This window comes from Pantoea sp. paga, from assembly GCF_007558755.1.
Classification (GTDB): domain Bacteria; phylum Pseudomonadota; class Gammaproteobacteria; order Enterobacterales; family Enterobacteriaceae; genus Pantoea; species Pantoea agglomerans.
In genome coordinates, this window is record NZ_VLTF01000003.1 from 194265 (window position 1) to 212160 (window position 17896).

Consider the following 17896-nt stretch of genomic DNA (forward strand, 5'->3'; position numbering starts at 1 on the left):
TCAGTGCTCCGATTTAGCCGGGAAGGTCTGGAAGGCAATCTGACGCTCGATCGGGTAGACCTCGCGTCCGGTCAGTTCGCGCAGCAGCACCGAGTTGCGGTAGCAGGCCATGCCGAGATCCGGCGTAACAAAACCGTGGGTGTGCAGTTCGGCGTTCTGCACAAAGATCTGATTGTGATAATCGATGCTGTAGTTGCGCTGTACGTCGTAGCGGCCTTTGTCATCCCAGCGCAGGCGGGCGTTGATGCCCTCTAAAAACATCGGTGGCTGGTAGTGATAGCCGGTCGCCATCACCAGTCCTTCGGTGCGACGGGTGAAGGTGCAATCCTGCTCCTCCTGATGCAGCGTCAGCTCAAACTCTCCCTGCGGCAGCCAGCGCATAGCGGTCAGCGCCGAGTGAGTAAACAGGTTAACGTTCAGATCGCCGTCGAGCTGTTTGACATACATCAGGTCATAAATATCGTTAATCAGGCTGCTGTTGATGCCTTTGTAGAGATTCTTGTGGCGCGCATTCAGTTCGTCACGGGTGCTGGCGGGCAGGGCGTGGAAATAGTCGACCCATTCCGGCGAGGTCATCTCCAGCGTGAGCTTGGTGTACTCCAGCGGATAGAAGCGCGGCGCGCGGGTGATCCAGTTGAGCTGATAGCCAAAGCGGTCGATATCGGTCAGCAGGTCGTAGTAGATTTCTGCCGCGCTCTGGCCGCTGCCCAGCACGGTGATGGAACGCTTCTGCTGCAGTTCGGCCTTGTTGACCAGATAGTGGCTTGAGTGCGTCAGGCGCTGGCGGTGCGGTTGACTGCACTCCGGCATCCAGGCTTTAGGCCCGGTGCCGAGGATCAGATGTCGTGCCAGATAGTTCTGTTTCTGGCCATTTCGGGTGTCGGTCACCTGGAGTTGATAGACGCCAGCCGTCTCATCGTAGCTGACATACTCAACGTGGCTGTTCCAGCGCAGATTAGAGAGCCGTGAACTGGCCCACTGGCAGTACTGATTATACTCTTTGCGCATCAGGAAGAAGTCTTCGCGGATATAAAAAGAGTATAATTTCCCCTTTTCCTTCATGTAGTTAAGCAGGCTGTAAGGGCTGGTCGGATCGGCGAGCGTCACCAGATCGGCCATAAACGGCGTCTGCAGATGGGCATTTTCCAGCATCATGCCGGTGTGCCAGTCAAAGCCCGGGTTCTCATCCAGGAAAAGACCGTTCAGCCCCTCAACCGGCTCACTCAGACAGGCCAGGCTCAGGTTAAAAGGACCGATACCGATACCAATAAAATCGTAAACGGAATTATTCATTTCAGAGCTCTCACTGTTTCGCCGCGTTCAGCGCAGACGCACGTACCTGCTCGCGGCCATAGTGCGCGATCAGGCTCAGCACATCTTCGATGTCGGCGATGGTCGTGGTGGGATTTAACAGGGTGAATTTCAGGTACTGACGCCCATCGACTTTGGTGCCGGCAATCACTGCGTTGCCGGAGCGGAAGAGCGCTTTACGGATAGCGGCGTTGATTTCGTCGATCTGTGCGTCGCTGGCGTTTTTGCCGGGCACGTAGCGGAAAATCTGGGTGGTCAGCTCAGGCGCGTGCAGCACTTCGATAGCAGGATGCGCAGTTAAACGCTCATGAGCCGCCTGTGTCAGCTCTATCAGCGTATCGAAAGCGTCACCCAGCGCCGCCGGACCCATCACGCGCAGGGTCAGCCACATTTTTAGCGCATCAAATCGGCGGGTGGTCTGAATGCTTTTGTTGACCAGATTCGGTGTGCCTTCCTGCTGGGCGCTGAGCGGATTCAGGTAATCTGCATGGTGCGTGACATGCTTCAGGTTGTGGCTGTCCCGCACAAAGAATGCACCGCAGCTGACGGTCTGGAAGAAAGATTTGTGATAATCGACGGTGACGGAATCAGCCCGTTCAATGCCATTCAGGCGTGAGCGATGATTCTCTGAGACCAGCAGCCCACAGCCGTAGGCGGCGTCAACATGCATCCACAAACCATAATCGTCACAGAGACGGGCGATCTCCGGCAGCGGATCGATGCTGCCAAAGTCCGTGGTGCCGCTGGTGGCAACCACAGCAATCGGGATCAGCCCTTCACTGCGACATTTCTCGATCTCCTTAGCCAGGCACGCTGCGTCCATACGGTAGTGGGCGTCGTGATCAACGGCGATAACTGCGTCATAGCCCAGCCCTAAAATCGCCATCGATTTCTGGATGCTGAAGTGGCTGAGTTTCGAGGTAAACACCCGCCATTTCGACGCGGTCTCAGGCAGGCCGCGATGTTTAATCAGATGCCCCGGATGATGTGCCGCGCACCAGCTATCACGCGCCAGCAGCATTGCCATCAGGTTGGATTGGGTGCCGCCGCTGGTGAAGATCCCATCAGATCCGGCAGGAAGACCGATGCGGCCAAGGGTCCAGTCGATCACCTTCTGCTCAATCAGCGTACCGCCTGCGCTCTGATCCCAGGTGTCGACCGAGCTATTCACCGCCGCCATAATCTGCTCAGCCATCAGAGAGGGCAGCACGACCGGGCAGTTCAGGTGCGCCAGATATTTAGGGTGGTGAAACCAGACGGCGTCACGCAGATAGAGCTGACTCAGCTCTGTCAGGGCGTCATCGTTGTTACCCAGTGGACGATCGAGATCGACCTCACTGAATTCCGCCGCCAGTTCATGGGGCAGGATACCGCTGAAAGGCTTCTCAACGCCGGTAACGGTACGGGTCATTAGCGCCAGCACCTCCTGAGTCTGCTGCGACCAGGCCGCCAGTTGCTGATCGTTAAAAATAGCCGTTTCGGCACCGCTGGCGTTGGATGCTGGCGCGAGATCCTGTGCCGCCTGAGTGGATGAGCGTAAAAGCATGTTCAGTTCCTGTGTGTTAATACCAGTGACCCTGCCGACGTAAGGTCAGCAGCGTTGGATGTCCGCTCAACAACTCCAGTAAACATAAAACTAACTAACCAGATAAAAACCCTGACCATTAAGTGGTTTAGTGTTTTCACCTTAAAAAGGGTAAATACCGCATATTATTTGTGGATAAGGCAGCGTTAAACGCTTTGTTATATGCGGATGAGAGTGTAAATGTTAATCATTATCATTCAATTGTTTTGTTGTTAAATTTTATTTATTAGTATGTCTAATGTTGAAAATGTGATGTTGATCACTTTTTTCGATCGGAATAGTCCTTTTTTTATGAGGGTTAGTGCCAGCAATTCATTAAGGACTCATCTGTGTGTGTTCCATGTTGGAAACATTAGCTTCGTGGGTTAGAATGTTTCCAACATGGAAAGTTTGAGAGAAAAATGCATATCATCTCAAGAGGGCCGTTCAGGGAAGCGGCAATAATTTATCTAAATCATGCTTCCGCACTGGATGCGGCTTATCTGGTCCTCAGGGACGAAAACTTTGCCACGCCAGATGCGCTGAAAATTCGCTTTCAGAGCCTTGACCGCATGAAGTACCGGGAAAAGTGGTGGGTAATCGATGTGGGCGGAAACAGCCTGAGGATCATGTTCTATGCTGACTTTGATCGAGGCAAAATTTTTATCAAGCACATCGTGATGCATGCGGAATATGACAAGCTGGTGAAGAAGTACCGGGAGAGTAAAGAATGATTACCGAAGCAATCCAGACGACCAATGACCTGGTCAGAATTGTTCCCTTTCTGGGAGGCAGTACCGATAAAAGGGACTACGAGCAGGCGCTGGAACTGGTTGAATATCTGGTTGAGCACCAGCCGGACAGCCCGTTAGTAGAGATATTGTCTGATAAGGTCGCCCGATACGAAAACAGCGCCCCTGAGTTTGCTGCGTTTAACGCGCGTACTGATGCTATGCCGCGCGGAGTGGCACTTTTGCGGGTCATCATGGATCAGCACGGCCTGACTCAATCCTCTTTTGCGGATGAAATAGGGCAGCGCTCTTATGTCAGTCGTATCCTGCGTGGTGATCGCCCCCTGACGGATAAACATAAAGCCCGACTGGCAGCGCGTTTTAACCTGCCGTTTGAAGCGTTCGCTGAATAACTGAGCCTGAACTTATATCAGTGCGGTTTTCTTTCTGGAAACTGAATGATGAAGGTATTCCGCAAACAACCAGAAAGCGCTCATTGCCCTTTCTGGTTGCCATTAAGCGTTACTATTACCCTGCATTCGTTTCTACAGGCGCCTTCTTTTTAGCCGTAAAGTTATAAATCACTAACAAGCCAAAAATGCCGGTGATAATCATGGTGATGGTTCCCTTATCCATAAAGTGAGCCATATTACCCAGCAGGATGCCGGTGACGCCGAAGTCGGTATCCGAGAAGGTGGTGTTGGTCAGCCCTATCTGTCCGAGTACCGGCAGCAGGGCGACAGGCAGGAAGGTAATTAAAAGGCCATGAGCAAAGGCACCGCAAATCGCCCCGCGCTTGCCGCCGGTCGCATTACCAAACACGCCAGCCGTAGCGCCACAGAAGAAGTGAGGAACCACACCCGGCAGAATTAATACCCAATGCAGCTGACCGAGAACAAACAGCCCCACCAGGCCACCGAAAAAGCTGGAGATAAAGCCAACCAGCACCGCATTCGGGGCGTAGGGGAAGACAATCGGGCAATCCAGCGCCGGTCTGGCTTCCGGAACCAGTTTTTCTGAAAAGCCGGTAAAGGCAGGGACAATTTCAGCCAGGATTAAGCGCACACCCTGCAGAATGATAAAGACGCCCGCCGCAAAGGTAATGGCCTGGATAAAGGAGTAAACCAGGTAGTTCTGACCATTGCTGAAATTAGCCTCTACATATTCTTTACCGGCAGACACCGACAGGATTAAGTAGATAATCATCATCGTCAGAGAGATCGAGATGGTACTGTCGCGCAAAAAACTGAGGTTTTTTGGCATGTTCATCTCTTCGGTAGATTTAGATCCTTTGCCTGCCAAAGAGCCGATCCAGCCTGATAAGACATAGCCAATTGTCCCGGTATGCGCCAGCGCGACATGGTCGCCACCAATGATCTTACGCATATAGGGCTGAGCGATTGCCGGGAAGGTGGCCATCAGAATGCCCAACAGCAGTGACCCGGTGTAAATAAGCTGAATACCTTCAAAACCAGCAACCGATAAAATAATCGCGATCATACAGGCCATATAGAACGTCACATGCCCTGACAGATAGATATATTTCAGTCGGGTGAAGCGGGCGACAACGATGTTGGCGACCATGCCGAAGGCCATGATCATCGTGGTAGGCGCACCATATTTTGCCAGAGCGATAGAGACCATCGCTTCGTTATTAGGAATGATGCCCTGAACATCAAACGCATGTTTGAAAATGTCGCCCAGTGGCGTCAGTGAACCGACCAGAACAGTCGCGCCACCTGCCAGTACCAGGAAGCCCAGAATAGTTTTTACCGTGCCCTTGATAACATCAGGAAACGGCTTCTTCTGCGCAATCAGTCCGAAAAATGCCACCAGTCCGACTAATATAGAGGGTACTTTCAGCACGTCGACAACGAACTGCAAAAGATTTTGAGTAAACATATTAACCTCGAGGGTAAGGTGTTTATCTAATTATCAGCGTCAGTTTTTCTCAAAATACTCGCGTATTTTCTGCTCCACTTCTTTCAGGTCAATGATGTTATTGATGATGATGACCTTCTGTTCAGGAAGGTTTGCGCTATAGGCAATGTCTTTGGCCATAACAAAAACATCCGCCACATCGGGGGTGACAGAGCCGAGATCCGAATGTTCCACTTCAGCTTCAACACCGATTGTTTTAAGCACTTTCTTGATGTTCATTTCCATCATGAAGCTGCTGCCTAAACCTGAACCACATACCGCCATAATTTTCATATCAAACCTCATTAATTAATGATTAAAATTCGGGTTTCAACGGGCAGACTAAACGCCTGATAAAATCGTCATGAGCGCTTCTTTGCTGCTCGCATTGAATATCTGCGCCATGATCTCTTCATCGGACAGCACTTCCGCCAGCTGGGAGATCATTTCGATATGGCTATTACTGTCCGGTGCAGCAAACATGAAAATGGCCTTCACCGGGTCGTTCTCTTCGGAGTCAAACTTCACTGCTGTACCCAGCAGCACAATCGACAACCCCAGTTTGTGTGCGCCCTGTTCCGGGCGAGCGTGGGGCATGGCAATCTGCGGCGCGATGACAAAAAAGGGACCGATCTCCTCTTTTTGCTGAATAATCGCATCAATATAATCTTGCGATATTGCGCCCTCACTGAGCAGAGGACGTCCCGCAATAACTAACGCTTCCTGCCAGTCAGTCACGCTTTCAACATACTGGATTTTTTCGTTATCTAACCACTTAGCCAGGTGTGACATCGTCTTACTCCTCCTGTTTAAATGCGCAATAAAATTTAACTAAACGCATAAACCGTGTGGCGTTCGTTCGCTCCCGGTTGCGCATAACCCATCTCATATAAAATTTTCTCAACCGGAACAGGGTCTGTTATGCATTCCGATTTTTCATAAATTCCTGATTATGTACAGTCAGTTTCCCTGAAAACCCCCGTTATCACTTTTTTAGATAAACGTTCTGTCAGCAGATCGAAACAAAAAGCGAATGTAGTAAAACGACGTAATATCCTTAAAATTCATTATTTTCATGTGGTTATTAAAAAAATATTTTCTCATTGTTCAGATGGGGTTATATTTCACAACGTTCATCACATCTATACATTTTAAAGGTGTCTAGTCATCCTGATGATGTCCTTCGAGGTGTACGGACACAACATGTAAAGTTAAAATATTGCTTATCAGGCTTAACATCAGTGCCAATTTGATAAGTTGATCACATATTCAGCTAGCGGAAGTGGTACTCATCCGGCAATGTCAGGCAGAACTGTACTGACACGGATTAGAGGGAGTCTGTCCTTCACTCAAACGGGAAGAAAGCCAATGGTTGATGGCATTACTGAAAAACAAAAAGAGGTTGTTGATTACATCCTCAATAAAATTAAGGATGATGGCCTTCGACCCGGAGAGAAACTGGATACCGAAATATCAATTGCCAAAAGCATCGGCATTACTCGCGCAACGGTGCGTGAAGCCACACGCATTCTGGTGGAGCAGCAGAGAATTTACCGGGTTAAAGGGTCGGGTATTTTTGTCGGTTCCACGGAGATGAGTAGCCAGGCGAACCGATATCATGTGCTTTCACCTTTTGATTACCAGGCTCAAAGAAATAGCCATAAAGGTGTAAGAAAAATCATATCGGTCAGCATCATTAAGGTTCCTTCTGCTGATATAGCTCAGGCGCTGCGTATAAAGAACAGCGATCAGATCTATAAAATTTTACGCCTGATGTGTTTCGATGACATCCCGGTGGCTCTGGAACATATTCACCTGCCGGTTAATATGTTTAGCAGCATGGAGTTCAGCAAGCTGGAACTGTCAAAATATGCCTACATTGAAGAAGTTACCGGTAAGAAAGTGCAGCTAAGGGACCAGCATTTAACGGCCGTCAATCTTACGGATACACAGTCGCTTACTCTGCTTAATTTAGCAGAAGGGGATGCTGCCATTCAGCTTAATGAAACCGTTTATCTCGACGACGGCGTTCCCTGTGAAGTGAATGTGGCGCTTATCAACACCCGATTTTTCCCGTTGAAACAAAATTCGCAACGGCCTTAGAAAAATAATCTTGTTTCTGGCCGCAATACTATTGCGGTGCCCGGATATGACCCTATCAGACCGATTCATGCCCGGTTTACACCTCTCATTACAGCAGAGGGTCTTAATTCCGGATAATGTATAAGGTCCTGTAAAACATCTGGCAGTTGCAATGAGTTATCTCTGACTCAATTACATTCTTCATATGCTTATTTATCTATCTGGCGACCCGTGCTTCACCATCCTGTGAAGAATGTATTTCAATGCCCTGAATTCAGGCTGTCTGAAATTCCTGCAGTCGCGGCTAACAACAACTGTCATCTCTCCATACGTAAGACGATTTTCTGCAAACCTTTGCCAGTTCGCCGATTTTACTCACCTGAATATCAGGCAACGAATAGCGTTATACGCAAAATATCTGCCTGATTCCCTGTTTCATAGCCCGTTTGCCGCCTTTCACTTCTCACTGTTCTCCATTATGAGGAAATCAATAATGCATAAAACAATATGATGTTTTACCAATGATCGACTGCGCAGCACACTGGTCTGCAACCGGAATAAACAAGGACCAGGTGAATGGCATATCGATTAAGTCTGTTAGATAAAGCGCCCGTGCTGCAGGGTGAATCACCCACCGCGGCGCTGCAGCGCACGCTGCAGATGGCGCAGCGGGCAGAGGAGTGGGGTTATCACCGCTTCTGGCTGGCGGAACATCACAACACCGCGCAGCTGGCCAGTCCTTCACCTGAGGTATTAATTGCCTGGATTATTGCCCAGACCCGACATATTCGCGTCGGATCGGGCGGGGTGATGTTGCAGCACTACAGCCCTTATAAAGTGGCAGAGAATTTTAATCTGCTCGCTTCGCTGGCACCGGGCCGCATTGACCTCGGCGTGGGAAAAGCGCCGGGCGGACTTCCACTCTCCACCCATGCGCTGCAACAGGGTGTTGATGCCGCTAAAAAAGGGAGCTTTGCCGAACAGCTTCAACTGTTGGATAGCTGGCTCAAGCCCGATCAGGCTGATCCTGACGACGAGGGTTTAGCCGCCACGCCACTGCCGTCACGTCCGGCGAACCGTTTTCTGCTGGGTGCCAGTGAAGAGAGCGCTCGGCTGGCCGCTAGTCTGGGCTGGCAGTTTGTCTTTGCCGCTCACCTCAATGGTGACCGCAAGTTGCTGGAGCATGCGCTGAGTACCTACTCCCGCCTGAGCCAGGGTCAGCGCGCACTGGTGGCAGTACAGGTGGTGGTAGCCGACTCACCCGCCGGGGCTGACCTGCTTGTAGCCAACCTTCGTCACTACCATGTAGCGGTGAAAGATGGCCCGAGCGTCAACGTCGCCAGCCTGGAGCAGGCGGAGCGCTATGTGCGTCAGGGCGGATACCGCGATTATCAGATTGAGCCGCGCACGCCGTCACTTCTGAAAGGCACGGCGGCGCAGGTTCATGCCCAGCTGGACGCGCTGCATCATAATTTTGACATTGATGAATTTGTTATCGACACGCCGATTACCGAGCCGGTTGCGCGTCTGCAGTCACTTGAACTGCTGGCCACGCATCATCTGGTCGCAGCCTGAATCCCCGTCAGTGGAGAGTCATCATGAACCCTGAGTCACAACTGATTGAATGGCGACGCGAACTGCACACCTGGCCGGAGCTGTCGGGTCAGGAGTTTGCCACCACCGCGCGACTGCGGGGCTGGTTGCAGGCGGCGGGTATCCGGCTGCTGGACTATCCACTGGAAACCGGCCTGGTGGCAGAAATTGGCAGCGGAGAGATAGTGATCGCGCTGCGCGCCGACATTGATGCCCTGCCGTTCCATGAGGCGAGCGGGGTGCGTTTTCACTCCCGCCACCCTGGCGTGATGCACGCCTGCGGCCACGACCTGCACAGTGCGGTCATGCTGGGCGCGGCGTTAACGCTCAACGCACAGCCCGATCTATTACCTGGCCGGGTGCGCATCCTGTTCCAGCCCGCTGAAGAGATAGCGCGCGGTGCGCGTCAGTTTATTGAGGCGGGGGTACTGGATGAGGTTCAGGCTATCTTCGGGATGCACAACGAGCCTTCACTGCCCGTCGGCACCTTTGCCACCCGCAGCGGGGCGTTCTACGCCAACGCTGACAAATTTATTATCCGCGTCACCGGCAAAGGCGCACATGCCGCCTATCCGGAGCAGGGTGTCGACAGCATTGTGACGGCCAGCCAGATTATCCAGGCGTTACAGGGGCTCACCAGCCGCAGTTTCAGTGCCCTGGACAGTCTGGTACTGAGCATTACCCGCATCGACGGTGGCAAAAGCTGGAACGTATTACCCGGCGGCGTTGAGTTTGGCGGCACGGCCCGAACCCACGATTTACAGGTGCGCGCCGAACTGGAACAGCGGGTGCGCACGCTGGTTGAGCACTTCGCCGCAGCCAATGGCGCACAGGCAACCCTGAGCTGGCATCCTGGTCCGCCAGTGCTGATCAACGATGCGCACTGGGCGACCTTCAGCAGCGAAGTGGCGCAGCAGGCGGGCTATCGGGTGCAGACCGCCGATCTCCATCTGCTGGGTGAGGATTTTGCCTTCTATCTGCAACAGGTGCCGGGGGCGTTTGTCAGCATCGGCAGCGCCAGTGACTTTGGTCTGCACCATGCCAGCTTTACCCCGGATGAGGCGCTTATTGCGCCCGCCGCCGACTACTTCGCCCGACTGGCTCGCCAGGCGCTGCAACATCTTAATGCGCGATGTCGGGAAGCCATTCTGAACTGAATTCATCTGCAACCCGCTAAATCACGACGGTTCTGACCACCGTTGCCTGGCATCGCTACGACTAAAAAAGAGAGAGCATCATGACCACAAGACAACTTCGGCTGGGCACTATTCTGCATGGCGCATCGGGAAACATGTCCGCCTGGCGCCATCCGGCGGCGCAGGCCGATGCCAGTATTAATCTGGATTACGCCAAAAAAATCGCCCGTAAGGCGGAACAGGGCAAACTCGATTTTCTGTTTGTCGCCGACGGGTTGTTTATTAACGAAAAGTCGATCCCGCACTTTCTGAATCGCTTTGAGCCACTGACGCTGCTCTCGGCGCTGGCGGGCGTCACTGAACATCTGGGGCTGGTTGGCACGGTATCGACCTCTTACAGCGAGCCGTTCACCGTGGCGCGTCAGTTTGCCAGCCTTGATCATCTCAGCGGCGGGCGTGCAGGCTGGAACGTGGTGACGTCACCGCTGGAAGGCTCGGCCAAAAACTTCTCACGCCAGCAGCACCCGGAGCACGCATTGCGTTACCGCATTGCCGATGAGTATCTGCAGGTGGTGAAAGGATTGTGGGATTCGTGGGAGCAGGATGCTTTTGTCCGTGATAAGGCGAGCGGACAATTTTTCGATCCGGCGAAGCTGCACACGCTCGATCATCACGGTGATTTCTTCCAAGTGCAGGGGCCGCTGAACATCGCCCGCACGCCGCAGGGTCGTCCGATTATCTTCCAGGCGGGCGCGTCCGACGACGGTAAAAAACTGGCGGCGCGTCATGCTGACGCCATCTTCACCCATCAGCCGACGCGTGAAGAGGCGCAGGCATTTTACCAGGATGTGAAACAGCAACTGGTGGCGAATGGCCGTCAGCCAGACGATTTGCACATCTTCCAGGGTGTCAGCGTGATTGTTGGCGATGATGCAGAGGACGTGGAGCGCCAGTATCAGACCACGGCGGCGCTGGTGTCGATTACCGATGCGCTTAACTACCTGGGGCGTTTCTTCGACCATCACGACTTCTCTCAGTATCCGCTGGATCAGCCGTTCCCGGATATCGGTGACATCGGTCAGAACAGCTTCCGCAGCACCACCGACGAGATCAAACGCAAAGCACAGCAGCATGGGCATACCCTGCGCCAGGCCGCGCTGGAAGCGGCAACGCCACGTCCGCTGTTTCACGGCACGCCGGAAGAGGTGGCGGATGGCCTGCAGCTCTGGTTTGAAACCCACGCCACTGACGGCTTCATCATTAACGGCGGCACGCCCGATACCTTTGAACGTTTTGTCGACCGCGTAGTGCCGATTCTGCAGGCTCGCGGCCTGACGCGCCGCGACTATCCCGGCAGCACGCTACGTGACAGCTTCGCCCTGAAACAACCCGTTAATCAGTTCACCTCACAATAAGAGCACAAGCCATGAACAAAACATCGCGTCTTATCGCCCTGCTTATTCTGGCGGCCAGTAGCCATGCGCTGGCTGAAGATACCAGCGTCTCCTATAACGGCCAGCGCGTCAGCCTTGAAGCTAACAAAGCGCCGATCAATACCGTGAAGAATCCGGAGGCGATCGCGCAACTGCCTGCGGGTCACCATTTTGTGGTGCCGGGTTCCTTTACCGTGGCGGTCGCCGCGCTGAACTCCCCGCCGTTAACGGTGTTTTCCGATGACAACAAAACGCTGCTTGGCAGTGAAGTGGATATTGCCCGGCTGGTGGCTGACAGCCTGGGATTAAAACTCAACGTGGTGCCAGCGTCCTGGGAAGACTGGCCGCTGGGCGTGGCCTCGGGCAAGTATGACGCGGCGATCTCCAATATTACCGTGACCAAAGATCGTAAAGAGAAGTTTGACTTCGCTACCTATCGCAAAGATTCACTGGGCTTTTATGTCAAAACCAGCAGCCCGATAAAGTCACTGACAAAAGCAGAAGACATTGCCGGGCTGAGGATCATTGTGGGATCCGGCACCAATCAGGAGGCGATTCTGCTGGCGTGGGATAAAGAGAATCAGGCTAAAGGCCTGAAAGCCTTCACGCCGGTTTATACCAAAGATGATGCCGCACAGACGCTGGCGCTGCAGGCAGGCAGGGCTGATGCCTACTTTGGTCCCAATGTGATTGGTGCTTGGAAAGCGGCACTGACCGGTAAAACCCGTCTGGTCGGCAGCGTCGATGGCGGCTGGCCCAAAGCGGCGCACATTGCCGTTACCGTGAAGAAAGACAGCGGTCTGGCGGAACCGATCAGCACCGCGCTGAACGGCGTGATCGGCAACGGTGACTATCAGAAGGTGCTGAACCGCTGGGGTGAAGGCGTTGAGAAGATCGATCGTTCTGAAATCAATCCCGCCGGGCTGGGCGACTAAGGAGCTGACCATGAGTGAATCGACTTTTCGCGAAGTTTCACCCGACGCGCCGGAGTTGCAACCGATCCTGGGCGGCCTGTTTGGCGAATATTCCGCACGCTATGGCGACTATTTTTCCCGTCGTAATGAGCAGGAGCAGGAGCTGACCGAATGGTATCTGCCGCCGCAGGGGCTGTTTATCGTGCTGGAGCGTGACGGCGAGATCATCGCGATGGGCGCTTATAAACCCTATGACCCGCAGACCGCCGAGCTGAAGCGCATCTGGACCCGCAGCGATCTGCGTCGTCAGGGACTGGCGCTGGTGGTGTTACAGGAGCTGGAGCGTCGCGCCTTACAGGCGGGTTATCAGCGGCTGTTCCTTACAACCGGCTTCCGTCAGCCCGAGGCGGTGCGGCTCTATACCGGTCACGGCTATCAGCCACAGTTTGATCTCAGCGGGGATCTGGAGCGTTACGGCCAGCCGCCGCACGACGGGCGACTGCGTTTTATCAAAGTGATCGGCGTCTATAACGTTGCTGCGGCGAGTTAAGGAGTGAACATGAGCAAACATCAACATCTGCAGGTGGTGCCGGCACGCTACCCGGCACGCACCGCAGGCGCTATCGTTGCGCTGTTTATTCTGGCAGGCGTGGTGCAGTCAGTGGCCTTTAATCCGCGCTGGGAATGGAGCGTGTTTGCCCGCTGGTTCTTTGATCCGGTGATCCTGCACGGTCTGGGCCAGACGCTGCTGCTGACGCTGCTGGGTACGATATTCAGTCTGTTTCTGGGCGGTCTGCTGGCGCTGGCACGTCTCTCCTCATCGTGGCTGCTGAGCACGCTGGCATGGGGTTATATCTGGCTGTTCAGGTCACTGCCGCTGATTGTGGTGCTGATCATTCTTTATAACTTCTCCTATCTCTACGACACCCTGTCTGTCGGCATTCCGTTTACCGGCCTCTCCTGGGGGGCGTATCAGACGATTAACGTGCTGGGGCAGTTTCAGGCAGCCGTTATCGGTCTGACGCTGGTGCAGGCGGCCTACAGCGCGGAAATTATTCGTGGCGGGATCCTCGGCGTCGATCACGGTCAGGTGGAAGCCGCGTCCGCGCTGGGTCTCTCCGCCACACGCCGCACCTTCCGCATCATTCTGCCGCAGGCGCTTCGAGCCATTATTCCCACCGCGTTCAACGAGATCATCAGTCTGGCGAAAGGCACATCCGTGGTTTATGTGCTGGCGATGCCGGAGCTGTTCTACACCATCCAGATGATCTACAACCGCAATCAGGAAGTAATCCCACTGCTGATGGTTGGTGCCGCCTGGTATCTGATTATCACCACCGTGTTGTCCGTGATTCAGTACAACGCCGAACGCTGGATGGCCCGCAGCGTCACCCGTGAACCGCAACCGTCGCGCTGGCGACAATGGCGCAACCGCGCCACGCCACTTCATCCGACCGAGGAGATCAGCCATGTCCGAAGCCATTGATTACCGCACCTCACACACTACCGGTGCCATCAGCATCACCGGCGTCAGTAAACGATTTGGTAAACATAAAGCGCTGGATGATGTATCGCTGTCACTGGCACCGGGGTCCGTCACGGTGATCCTCGGGCCGTCCGGCTCCGGTAAATCCACGCTGCTGCGTACCATCAATCATCTGGAACGGGTCGACGAAGGATTTATTCAGATTGATGGCGACTACATCGGCTATCAGCAGCGCGGCAATAAGCTGTATGAACTGAAAGAGAAGGCGATTCTGCGCCAGCGCATCAACGTCGGCTACGTGTTCCAGAACTTCAATCTGTTCCCACACCTCAGCGTGCTGGATAACCTGATTGAAGCGCCGATTGCCCATCGTCAGTTAACGAAACCGGAAGCGATACAGCGTGCGGGCGAACTGCTGGATATTGTAGGGCTGCGGCATAAAGCCGATGCGTGGCCGCGTCACCTGTCGGGCGGGCAGCAGCAGCGCATCGCGATTGCGCGTGCGCTGATGCTCAATCCACGGGTCATGCTGTTTGATGAGCCGACCTCGGCGCTGGACCCGGAACTGGTGGGCGAAGTGCTGGATGTGATTAAAAAGCTGGCGCGTTCCGGCACCACGCTGGTGATTGTGACACACGAGATCGGCTTTGCCCGTGAAGTGGCGGACAGCGTGGTCTTTATGGTGGATGGCCGGATTGTAGAGCAGGGCAGCACCACCCAGGTGCTCAATAATCCGCGTCATGAGCGCACACGACGGTTTCTGGCGCGCGTGTTATGAGGGCATTAACGTTAACGGTTCTGACGCTGCTTCCGGCGCTGGCCTGTTCTGCGGCTGAGAAGCTCGATGTCCTGCACAACGAGACGCCGATTCATGCACCGGCCAATCCGCAGGCTATCGGTAAAATTCCGGCCAATTACCGCTTTATCGAACCGGGCACCCTGACGGTCGCCACCTCGGCGACCAACTCGCCGCCGCTGTCGCTGCTGGCGTCTGACAACGTCACGCGGATCGGCAGCGATCCCGATATCGCCAGACTCCTTGCTGATAGCCTGGGCCTGAAACTCAGGCTGGTTCCGGCTTCCTGGGAGGACTGGCCACTGGGCATCAGCGCCGGGCGCTATGATGTTGCGATGTTCAATATTGCCGTGACCGAAGAGCGTAAGAAGAAGTTCGATTTTGCGACGTATCGCGCCGACAACCATGCTTTTGCGGTGAAAAGCGACAGTAATATCAGCAAAATTAATAGTCCGGCGGATATTGCCGGTAAGCGGATTATCGTCGCCTCGGGCACCAATCAGGAGCGTATTTTACTGAGCTGGGATGAGCAGAACCGGGCTAAAGGTCTGCCTGCGGTAACGCCGGTTTACCTTACCGATGATGCCTCCGCGACGCTGACGCTGCTGTCGGGACGGGCAGATGCGATGTTTGGCCCTCACTCGATGGCGGCCTGGAAAGTGGCGTCACGCGGACAGACAAAGCTGGTTGGCAGCGGACCGTTTCGCGCCTGGGTCGCCGTGACCACCAAAAAGGGCAATGGCCTGGCACCCGCGCTGCAGGCTGCGCTGGATGGCACCATCGCAGGCGGACAGTACCAGCAGGTGCTGGCACGCTGGGGCGAACAGGATGAAGCCATCACTCAGTCCACGGTGAATCCACCCGGTATTGTTTACTGAGTCTGCAGAACCGGCCGCAGCAGGCGGGCCGGTTCTGCGCACTTCAACCTGATGAGCACAGAATTGAACTACACTCTCCAGCGTTAGTGATTTATCCTGCCCGCCTGTTTCCGTAAAATCCTCACTGCGTGGCGGAGTAATTGACCTGGAAGCCCCATGAAAATCAGATTCCTTTCTGCCAATGAGCAAAAGCTGGCGGAGGTGCGCAAAATACTCGAACCTGTCGGGGTCGAAGTTCTGCCCATCGCCCGTCGCATCGAAGAAATTCAGACTGAAAACGAACTCGACCTGGTACGCGACAAACTGACCAAAGCCTTTTCGCTGATTGGGCGACCGCTGTTTGTAGAGCATACCGGCCTCTATCTGGACGGCCTCAATGGTCTGCCCGCCGGCCTGACCCGCATCTTCTGGAACCGCCTGGACGCTGAGCGCTTTACCGCGCTGGTGCAGGGGCTCGACAGCCAGGCCGTGACGGCCAAAACGGTGCTTGGCTACTGCGATGGTCGAAAAATGTACCAGTTTTCGGGTGAACTGCGCGGCACCATCGCCGCGAAACCTGCCGGAACGCGCGGCTTTCAGTGGGACTGCGTCTTTATTCCCGAAGGCTATGAGCAGACGTTTGCTGAAATGGGCGAACTCAAGAATGAGATCTCGATGCGGCGCATCGCGCTGGATCGCTTCGCCACCTTTTTAAAAACCTCGCGGGGCATGGCATGAAACCTGAACTCAAACGCGCCTATGATTCTGGCAAACTGATTCTGTTTGCCGGTGCCGGTATTTCGCGCAATTTTGGCCTGCCCGAGTGGCATGAACTGATTGCGCATCTTGCTAATGAGCTGGGTTACGATCCAAAAATCTTCAATACCTATGGCACGCACCTGTCGCTGGCGGAGTATTACAAACAGAAAAAAGGCTCGCTTGGCCCGCTGCGCAGCTGGATGGATCGCGAATGGCATCGCCCCGATATTGATGTCCGCTCTTCTGAAATTCATACCATGATTACGCAGGGTAACTTCTCGCGTATCTACACCACCAATTACGATCGCTGGCTGGAAGCGGCGCATGAAGCGCACGGCGTACCCTATTACAAAGTGGCCAACGCCGCGGACCTGGTCTCTCTCACCGAAGATAAGCGTCACATCATCAAGCTGCACGGTGATTTTGATGATGACACCTCAATCGTGCTCGATGAGAGCAGCTATTTTGAACGCCTCTATTTTGATTCGCCGCTCGACATCAAACTGACTCACGATGTGATGGGCAACTCAGTGCTGTTTGTCGGCTACAGCATTAGTGATTTCAATATTCGCCTGCTGTTTTATCGTCTGACCAAGATGTGGGGCCGCACCGGGCTGGCAACCGCCCGGCCAAAATCGTACCTGTTCACTAACCGGAACAACCCGGTGGCTAAAGAGGTGCTGGGGCAGTGGGGGATCGAGGTGATCGTCTCGGAAGAGGACGATCCCCGTAAGGCGCTGGCGATGTTTCTTGAAGAGCTGCTGGTGTAGTCGCCCGACCTCGCGACGGAGAATGCGTCAGGAAAAATGAAAAAAGCCTGTGCCAGGATAAGATTAGCCCGCGCACAACCGATAAACTCTATTCTCTGCTGGCAAAGCATGACCGGCATGATATACTGTATGTATACACAGTACCTGAGGGCGAAAAGATGGCTGTTGAAACAAAATTTGTAGTAGTCAGAAAGGGTGAAGAGAAGATGACGTTTGCCAATAAGAAAGAGGCCGATGCCTACGACAAAATGCTCGATATGGCCGAAGCCTTCACCGACTGGCTGTTACAGCATCAACCTGCAATGGAAGAATCTCAGGCGGAAACGCTGGGCCTGCTGATTGCAGAGCAGAAAGATGCGGTTCAGCATATTCTGCGTACCAGCAAACTGCCGGAAGCGGCAGCAGCCGTCTCTCAGCCAGACGCTGTGTCAGACGATGGCATAGCTGAGCAGTCAGAAGAGCCTGCTGTAAAGAAAGTACGCGCCGTTAAAGCCGCGTAACTGCCCCAACGCCGGAAGCGAACCTTCCGGCGTTGCTGTTTCTG

General features: G+C 54.1%; 19 protein-coding genes. 14 read left to right on the top strand and 5 right to left on the bottom strand.

Features of this window, described 5'->3' with window-relative positions; genetic code table 11:
* Both FOV68_RS10780 and FOV68_RS10785 read right to left on the bottom strand, forming a co-directional pair.
* Nucleotides 1-1293 (bottom strand): lysine N(6)-hydroxylase/L-ornithine N(5)-oxygenase family protein, encoded by a 1293-nt coding sequence (locus FOV68_RS10780; RefSeq protein ID WP_039389956.1) that lies wholly within the window; start codon nucleotides 1291-1293, stop codon nucleotides 1-3.
* A gap of 10 nt (nucleotides 1294-1303) precedes the next feature.
* The gene (locus tag FOV68_RS10785; RefSeq protein WP_010247062.1) at nucleotides 1304-2857 is read right to left on the bottom strand and encodes an aspartate aminotransferase family protein; all 1554 of its coding nucleotides are present in this window, start codon (nucleotides 2855-2857) and stop codon (nucleotides 1304-1306) included.
* Nucleotides 2858-3297: 440 nt separating this feature from the next.
* On the opposite strand from FOV68_RS10785, the gene FOV68_RS10790 reads away from it, so the two are divergent.
* Complete coding sequence (locus FOV68_RS10790) at nucleotides 3298-3609, top strand: type II toxin-antitoxin system HigB family toxin (RefSeq protein WP_143990820.1); 312 nt, start codon at nucleotides 3298-3300, stop codon at nucleotides 3607-3609.
* Complete coding sequence (locus tag FOV68_RS10795) at nucleotides 3606-4019, top strand: type II toxin-antitoxin system HigA family antitoxin (RefSeq protein ID WP_143990821.1); 414 nt, start codon at nucleotides 3606-3608, stop codon at nucleotides 4017-4019. The genes FOV68_RS10790 and FOV68_RS10795 overlap by 4 nt, the downstream gene beginning before the upstream one ends.
* A 115-nt stretch (nucleotides 4020-4134) precedes the next feature.
* On the opposite strand, the gene FOV68_RS10800 is transcribed toward FOV68_RS10795, so the two are convergent.
* From FOV68_RS10800 to FOV68_RS10810, 3 genes are read right to left on the bottom strand one after another with little or no spacing between them, the layout of a single operon-like run.
* Nucleotides 4135-5508, bottom strand: coding sequence for a PTS ascorbate transporter subunit IIC (locus FOV68_RS10800; protein WP_143990822.1), 1374 nt, complete (start codon nucleotides 5506-5508; stop codon nucleotides 4135-4137).
* A gap of 39 nt (nucleotides 5509-5547) precedes the next feature.
* Nucleotides 5548-5820, bottom strand: coding sequence for a PTS sugar transporter subunit IIB (locus tag FOV68_RS10805; RefSeq protein WP_003855084.1), 273 nt, complete (start codon nucleotides 5818-5820; stop codon nucleotides 5548-5550).
* Between the two features lie 48 nt (nucleotides 5821-5868).
* The gene (locus FOV68_RS10810; protein ID WP_069026758.1) at nucleotides 5869-6318 is read right to left on the bottom strand and encodes a PTS sugar transporter subunit IIA; all 450 of its coding nucleotides are present in this window, start codon (nucleotides 6316-6318) and stop codon (nucleotides 5869-5871) included.
* Nucleotides 6319-6894: 576 nt separating this feature from the next.
* Here FOV68_RS10810 and FOV68_RS10815 point away from each other — a divergent pair.
* From FOV68_RS10815 to FOV68_RS10870, 12 genes are all read left to right on the top strand, one after another.
* Nucleotides 6895-7629, top strand: a complete 735-nt coding sequence (locus FOV68_RS10815; RefSeq protein WP_143990823.1) for a GntR family transcriptional regulator — start codon at nucleotides 6895-6897, stop codon at nucleotides 7627-7629.
* Between the two features lie 555 nt (nucleotides 7630-8184).
* The gene (locus tag FOV68_RS10820; protein ID WP_143990824.1) at nucleotides 8185-9183 is read left to right on the top strand and encodes an MsnO8 family LLM class oxidoreductase; all 999 of its coding nucleotides are present in this window, start codon (nucleotides 8185-8187) and stop codon (nucleotides 9181-9183) included.
* A 23-nt stretch (nucleotides 9184-9206) separates the two neighbouring features.
* Nucleotides 9207-10358 (top strand): amidohydrolase, encoded by a 1152-nt coding sequence (locus FOV68_RS10825; protein WP_143990825.1) that lies wholly within the window; start codon nucleotides 9207-9209, stop codon nucleotides 10356-10358.
* Between the two features lie 80 nt (nucleotides 10359-10438).
* Nucleotides 10439-11752 (top strand): LLM class flavin-dependent oxidoreductase, encoded by a 1314-nt coding sequence (locus FOV68_RS10830; RefSeq protein ID WP_033760494.1) that lies wholly within the window; start codon nucleotides 10439-10441, stop codon nucleotides 11750-11752.
* Between the two features lie 11 nt (nucleotides 11753-11763).
* Entirely contained in the window at nucleotides 11764-12705 is a 942-nt protein-coding gene (locus FOV68_RS10835; protein ID WP_143990826.1) for an ABC transporter substrate-binding protein, read from the top strand.
* A gap of 10 nt (nucleotides 12706-12715) precedes the next feature.
* Nucleotides 12716-13234, top strand: a complete 519-nt coding sequence (locus FOV68_RS10840) for a GNAT family N-acetyltransferase (protein WP_031590716.1) — start codon at nucleotides 12716-12718, stop codon at nucleotides 13232-13234.
* A gap of 9 nt (nucleotides 13235-13243) precedes the next feature.
* Entirely contained in the window at nucleotides 13244-14170 is a 927-nt protein-coding gene (locus tag FOV68_RS10845; protein WP_031590715.1) for an amino acid ABC transporter permease, read from the top strand.
* Nucleotides 14154-14948, top strand: coding sequence for an amino acid ABC transporter ATP-binding protein (locus tag FOV68_RS10850; protein WP_033763548.1), 795 nt, complete (start codon nucleotides 14154-14156; stop codon nucleotides 14946-14948). The genes FOV68_RS10845 and FOV68_RS10850 overlap by 17 nt, the downstream gene beginning before the upstream one ends.
* Nucleotides 14945-15844, top strand: a complete 900-nt coding sequence (locus FOV68_RS10855; RefSeq protein WP_064702873.1) for an ABC transporter substrate-binding protein — start codon at nucleotides 14945-14947, stop codon at nucleotides 15842-15844. Before FOV68_RS10850 ends, FOV68_RS10855 begins: the two co-directional genes overlap by 4 nt.
* 156 nt (nucleotides 15845-16000) lie before the next feature.
* A complete protein-coding gene (locus FOV68_RS10860) occupies nucleotides 16001-16561 on the top strand; it encodes a non-canonical purine NTP pyrophosphatase (protein WP_010247077.1) in 561 nt (186 codons plus the stop codon).
* On the top strand, nucleotides 16558-17352 hold the full coding sequence (locus tag FOV68_RS10865; RefSeq protein WP_010247078.1) for an SIR2 family protein: 795 nt from the start codon (nucleotides 16558-16560) through the stop codon (nucleotides 17350-17352). Before FOV68_RS10860 ends, FOV68_RS10865 begins: the two co-directional genes overlap by 4 nt.
* A 158-nt stretch (nucleotides 17353-17510) precedes the next feature.
* Nucleotides 17511-17852, top strand: coding sequence for a YebG family protein (locus tag FOV68_RS10870; protein WP_143990827.1), 342 nt, complete (start codon nucleotides 17511-17513; stop codon nucleotides 17850-17852).
* Nucleotides 17853-17896 lie beyond the last annotated feature (44 nt).

What these genes read in the sequence shown, in the direction of transcription:
- FOV68_RS10855 (WP_064702873.1), top strand. Translation starts at nt 14,945, where the DNA reads ATGAGGGCATTAACGTTAACGGTTCTGACGCTGCTTCCGGCGCTGGCC.
- FOV68_RS10825 (WP_143990825.1), top strand. Translation starts at nt 9,207, where the DNA reads ATGAACCCTGAGTCACAACTGATTGAATGGCGACGCGAACTGCACACC.
- FOV68_RS10795 (WP_143990821.1), top strand. Translation starts at nt 3,606, where the DNA reads ATGATTACCGAAGCAATCCAGACGACCAATGACCTGGTCAGAATTGTT.
- FOV68_RS10870 (WP_143990827.1), top strand. Translation starts at nt 17,511, where the DNA reads ATGGCTGTTGAAACAAAATTTGTAGTAGTCAGAAAGGGTGAAGAGAAG.
- FOV68_RS10840 (WP_031590716.1), top strand. Translation starts at nt 12,716, where the DNA reads ATGAGTGAATCGACTTTTCGCGAAGTTTCACCCGACGCGCCGGAGTTG.
- FOV68_RS10865 (WP_010247078.1), top strand. Translation starts at nt 16,558, where the DNA reads ATGAAACCTGAACTCAAACGCGCCTATGATTCTGGCAAACTGATTCTG.
- FOV68_RS10845 (WP_031590715.1), top strand. Translation starts at nt 13,244, where the DNA reads ATGAGCAAACATCAACATCTGCAGGTGGTGCCGGCACGCTACCCGGCA.
- FOV68_RS10815 (WP_143990823.1), top strand. Translation starts at nt 6,895, where the DNA reads ATGGTTGATGGCATTACTGAAAAACAAAAAGAGGTTGTTGATTACATC.
- FOV68_RS10810 (WP_069026758.1), bottom strand. Translation starts at nt 6,318, where the DNA reads ATGTCACACCTGGCTAAGTGGTTAGATAACGAAAAAATCCAGTATGTT.
- FOV68_RS10860 (WP_010247077.1), top strand. Translation starts at nt 16,001, where the DNA reads ATGAAAATCAGATTCCTTTCTGCCAATGAGCAAAAGCTGGCGGAGGTG.
- FOV68_RS10780 (WP_039389956.1), bottom strand. Translation starts at nt 1,293, where the DNA reads ATGAATAATTCCGTTTACGATTTTATTGGTATCGGTATCGGTCCTTTT.
- FOV68_RS10830 (WP_033760494.1), top strand. Translation starts at nt 10,439, where the DNA reads ATGACCACAAGACAACTTCGGCTGGGCACTATTCTGCATGGCGCATCG.
- FOV68_RS10785 (WP_010247062.1), bottom strand. Translation starts at nt 2,857, where the DNA reads ATGCTTTTACGCTCATCCACTCAGGCGGCACAGGATCTCGCGCCAGCA.
- FOV68_RS10820 (WP_143990824.1), top strand. Translation starts at nt 8,185, where the DNA reads ATGGCATATCGATTAAGTCTGTTAGATAAAGCGCCCGTGCTGCAGGGT.
- FOV68_RS10805 (WP_003855084.1), bottom strand. Translation starts at nt 5,820, where the DNA reads ATGAAAATTATGGCGGTATGTGGTTCAGGTTTAGGCAGCAGCTTCATG.
- FOV68_RS10850 (WP_033763548.1), top strand. Translation starts at nt 14,154, where the DNA reads ATGTCCGAAGCCATTGATTACCGCACCTCACACACTACCGGTGCCATC.
- FOV68_RS10790 (WP_143990820.1), top strand. Translation starts at nt 3,298, where the DNA reads ATGCATATCATCTCAAGAGGGCCGTTCAGGGAAGCGGCAATAATTTAT.
- FOV68_RS10800 (WP_143990822.1), bottom strand. Translation starts at nt 5,508, where the DNA reads ATGTTTACTCAAAATCTTTTGCAGTTCGTTGTCGACGTGCTGAAAGTA.
- FOV68_RS10835 (WP_143990826.1), top strand. Translation starts at nt 11,764, where the DNA reads ATGAACAAAACATCGCGTCTTATCGCCCTGCTTATTCTGGCGGCCAGT.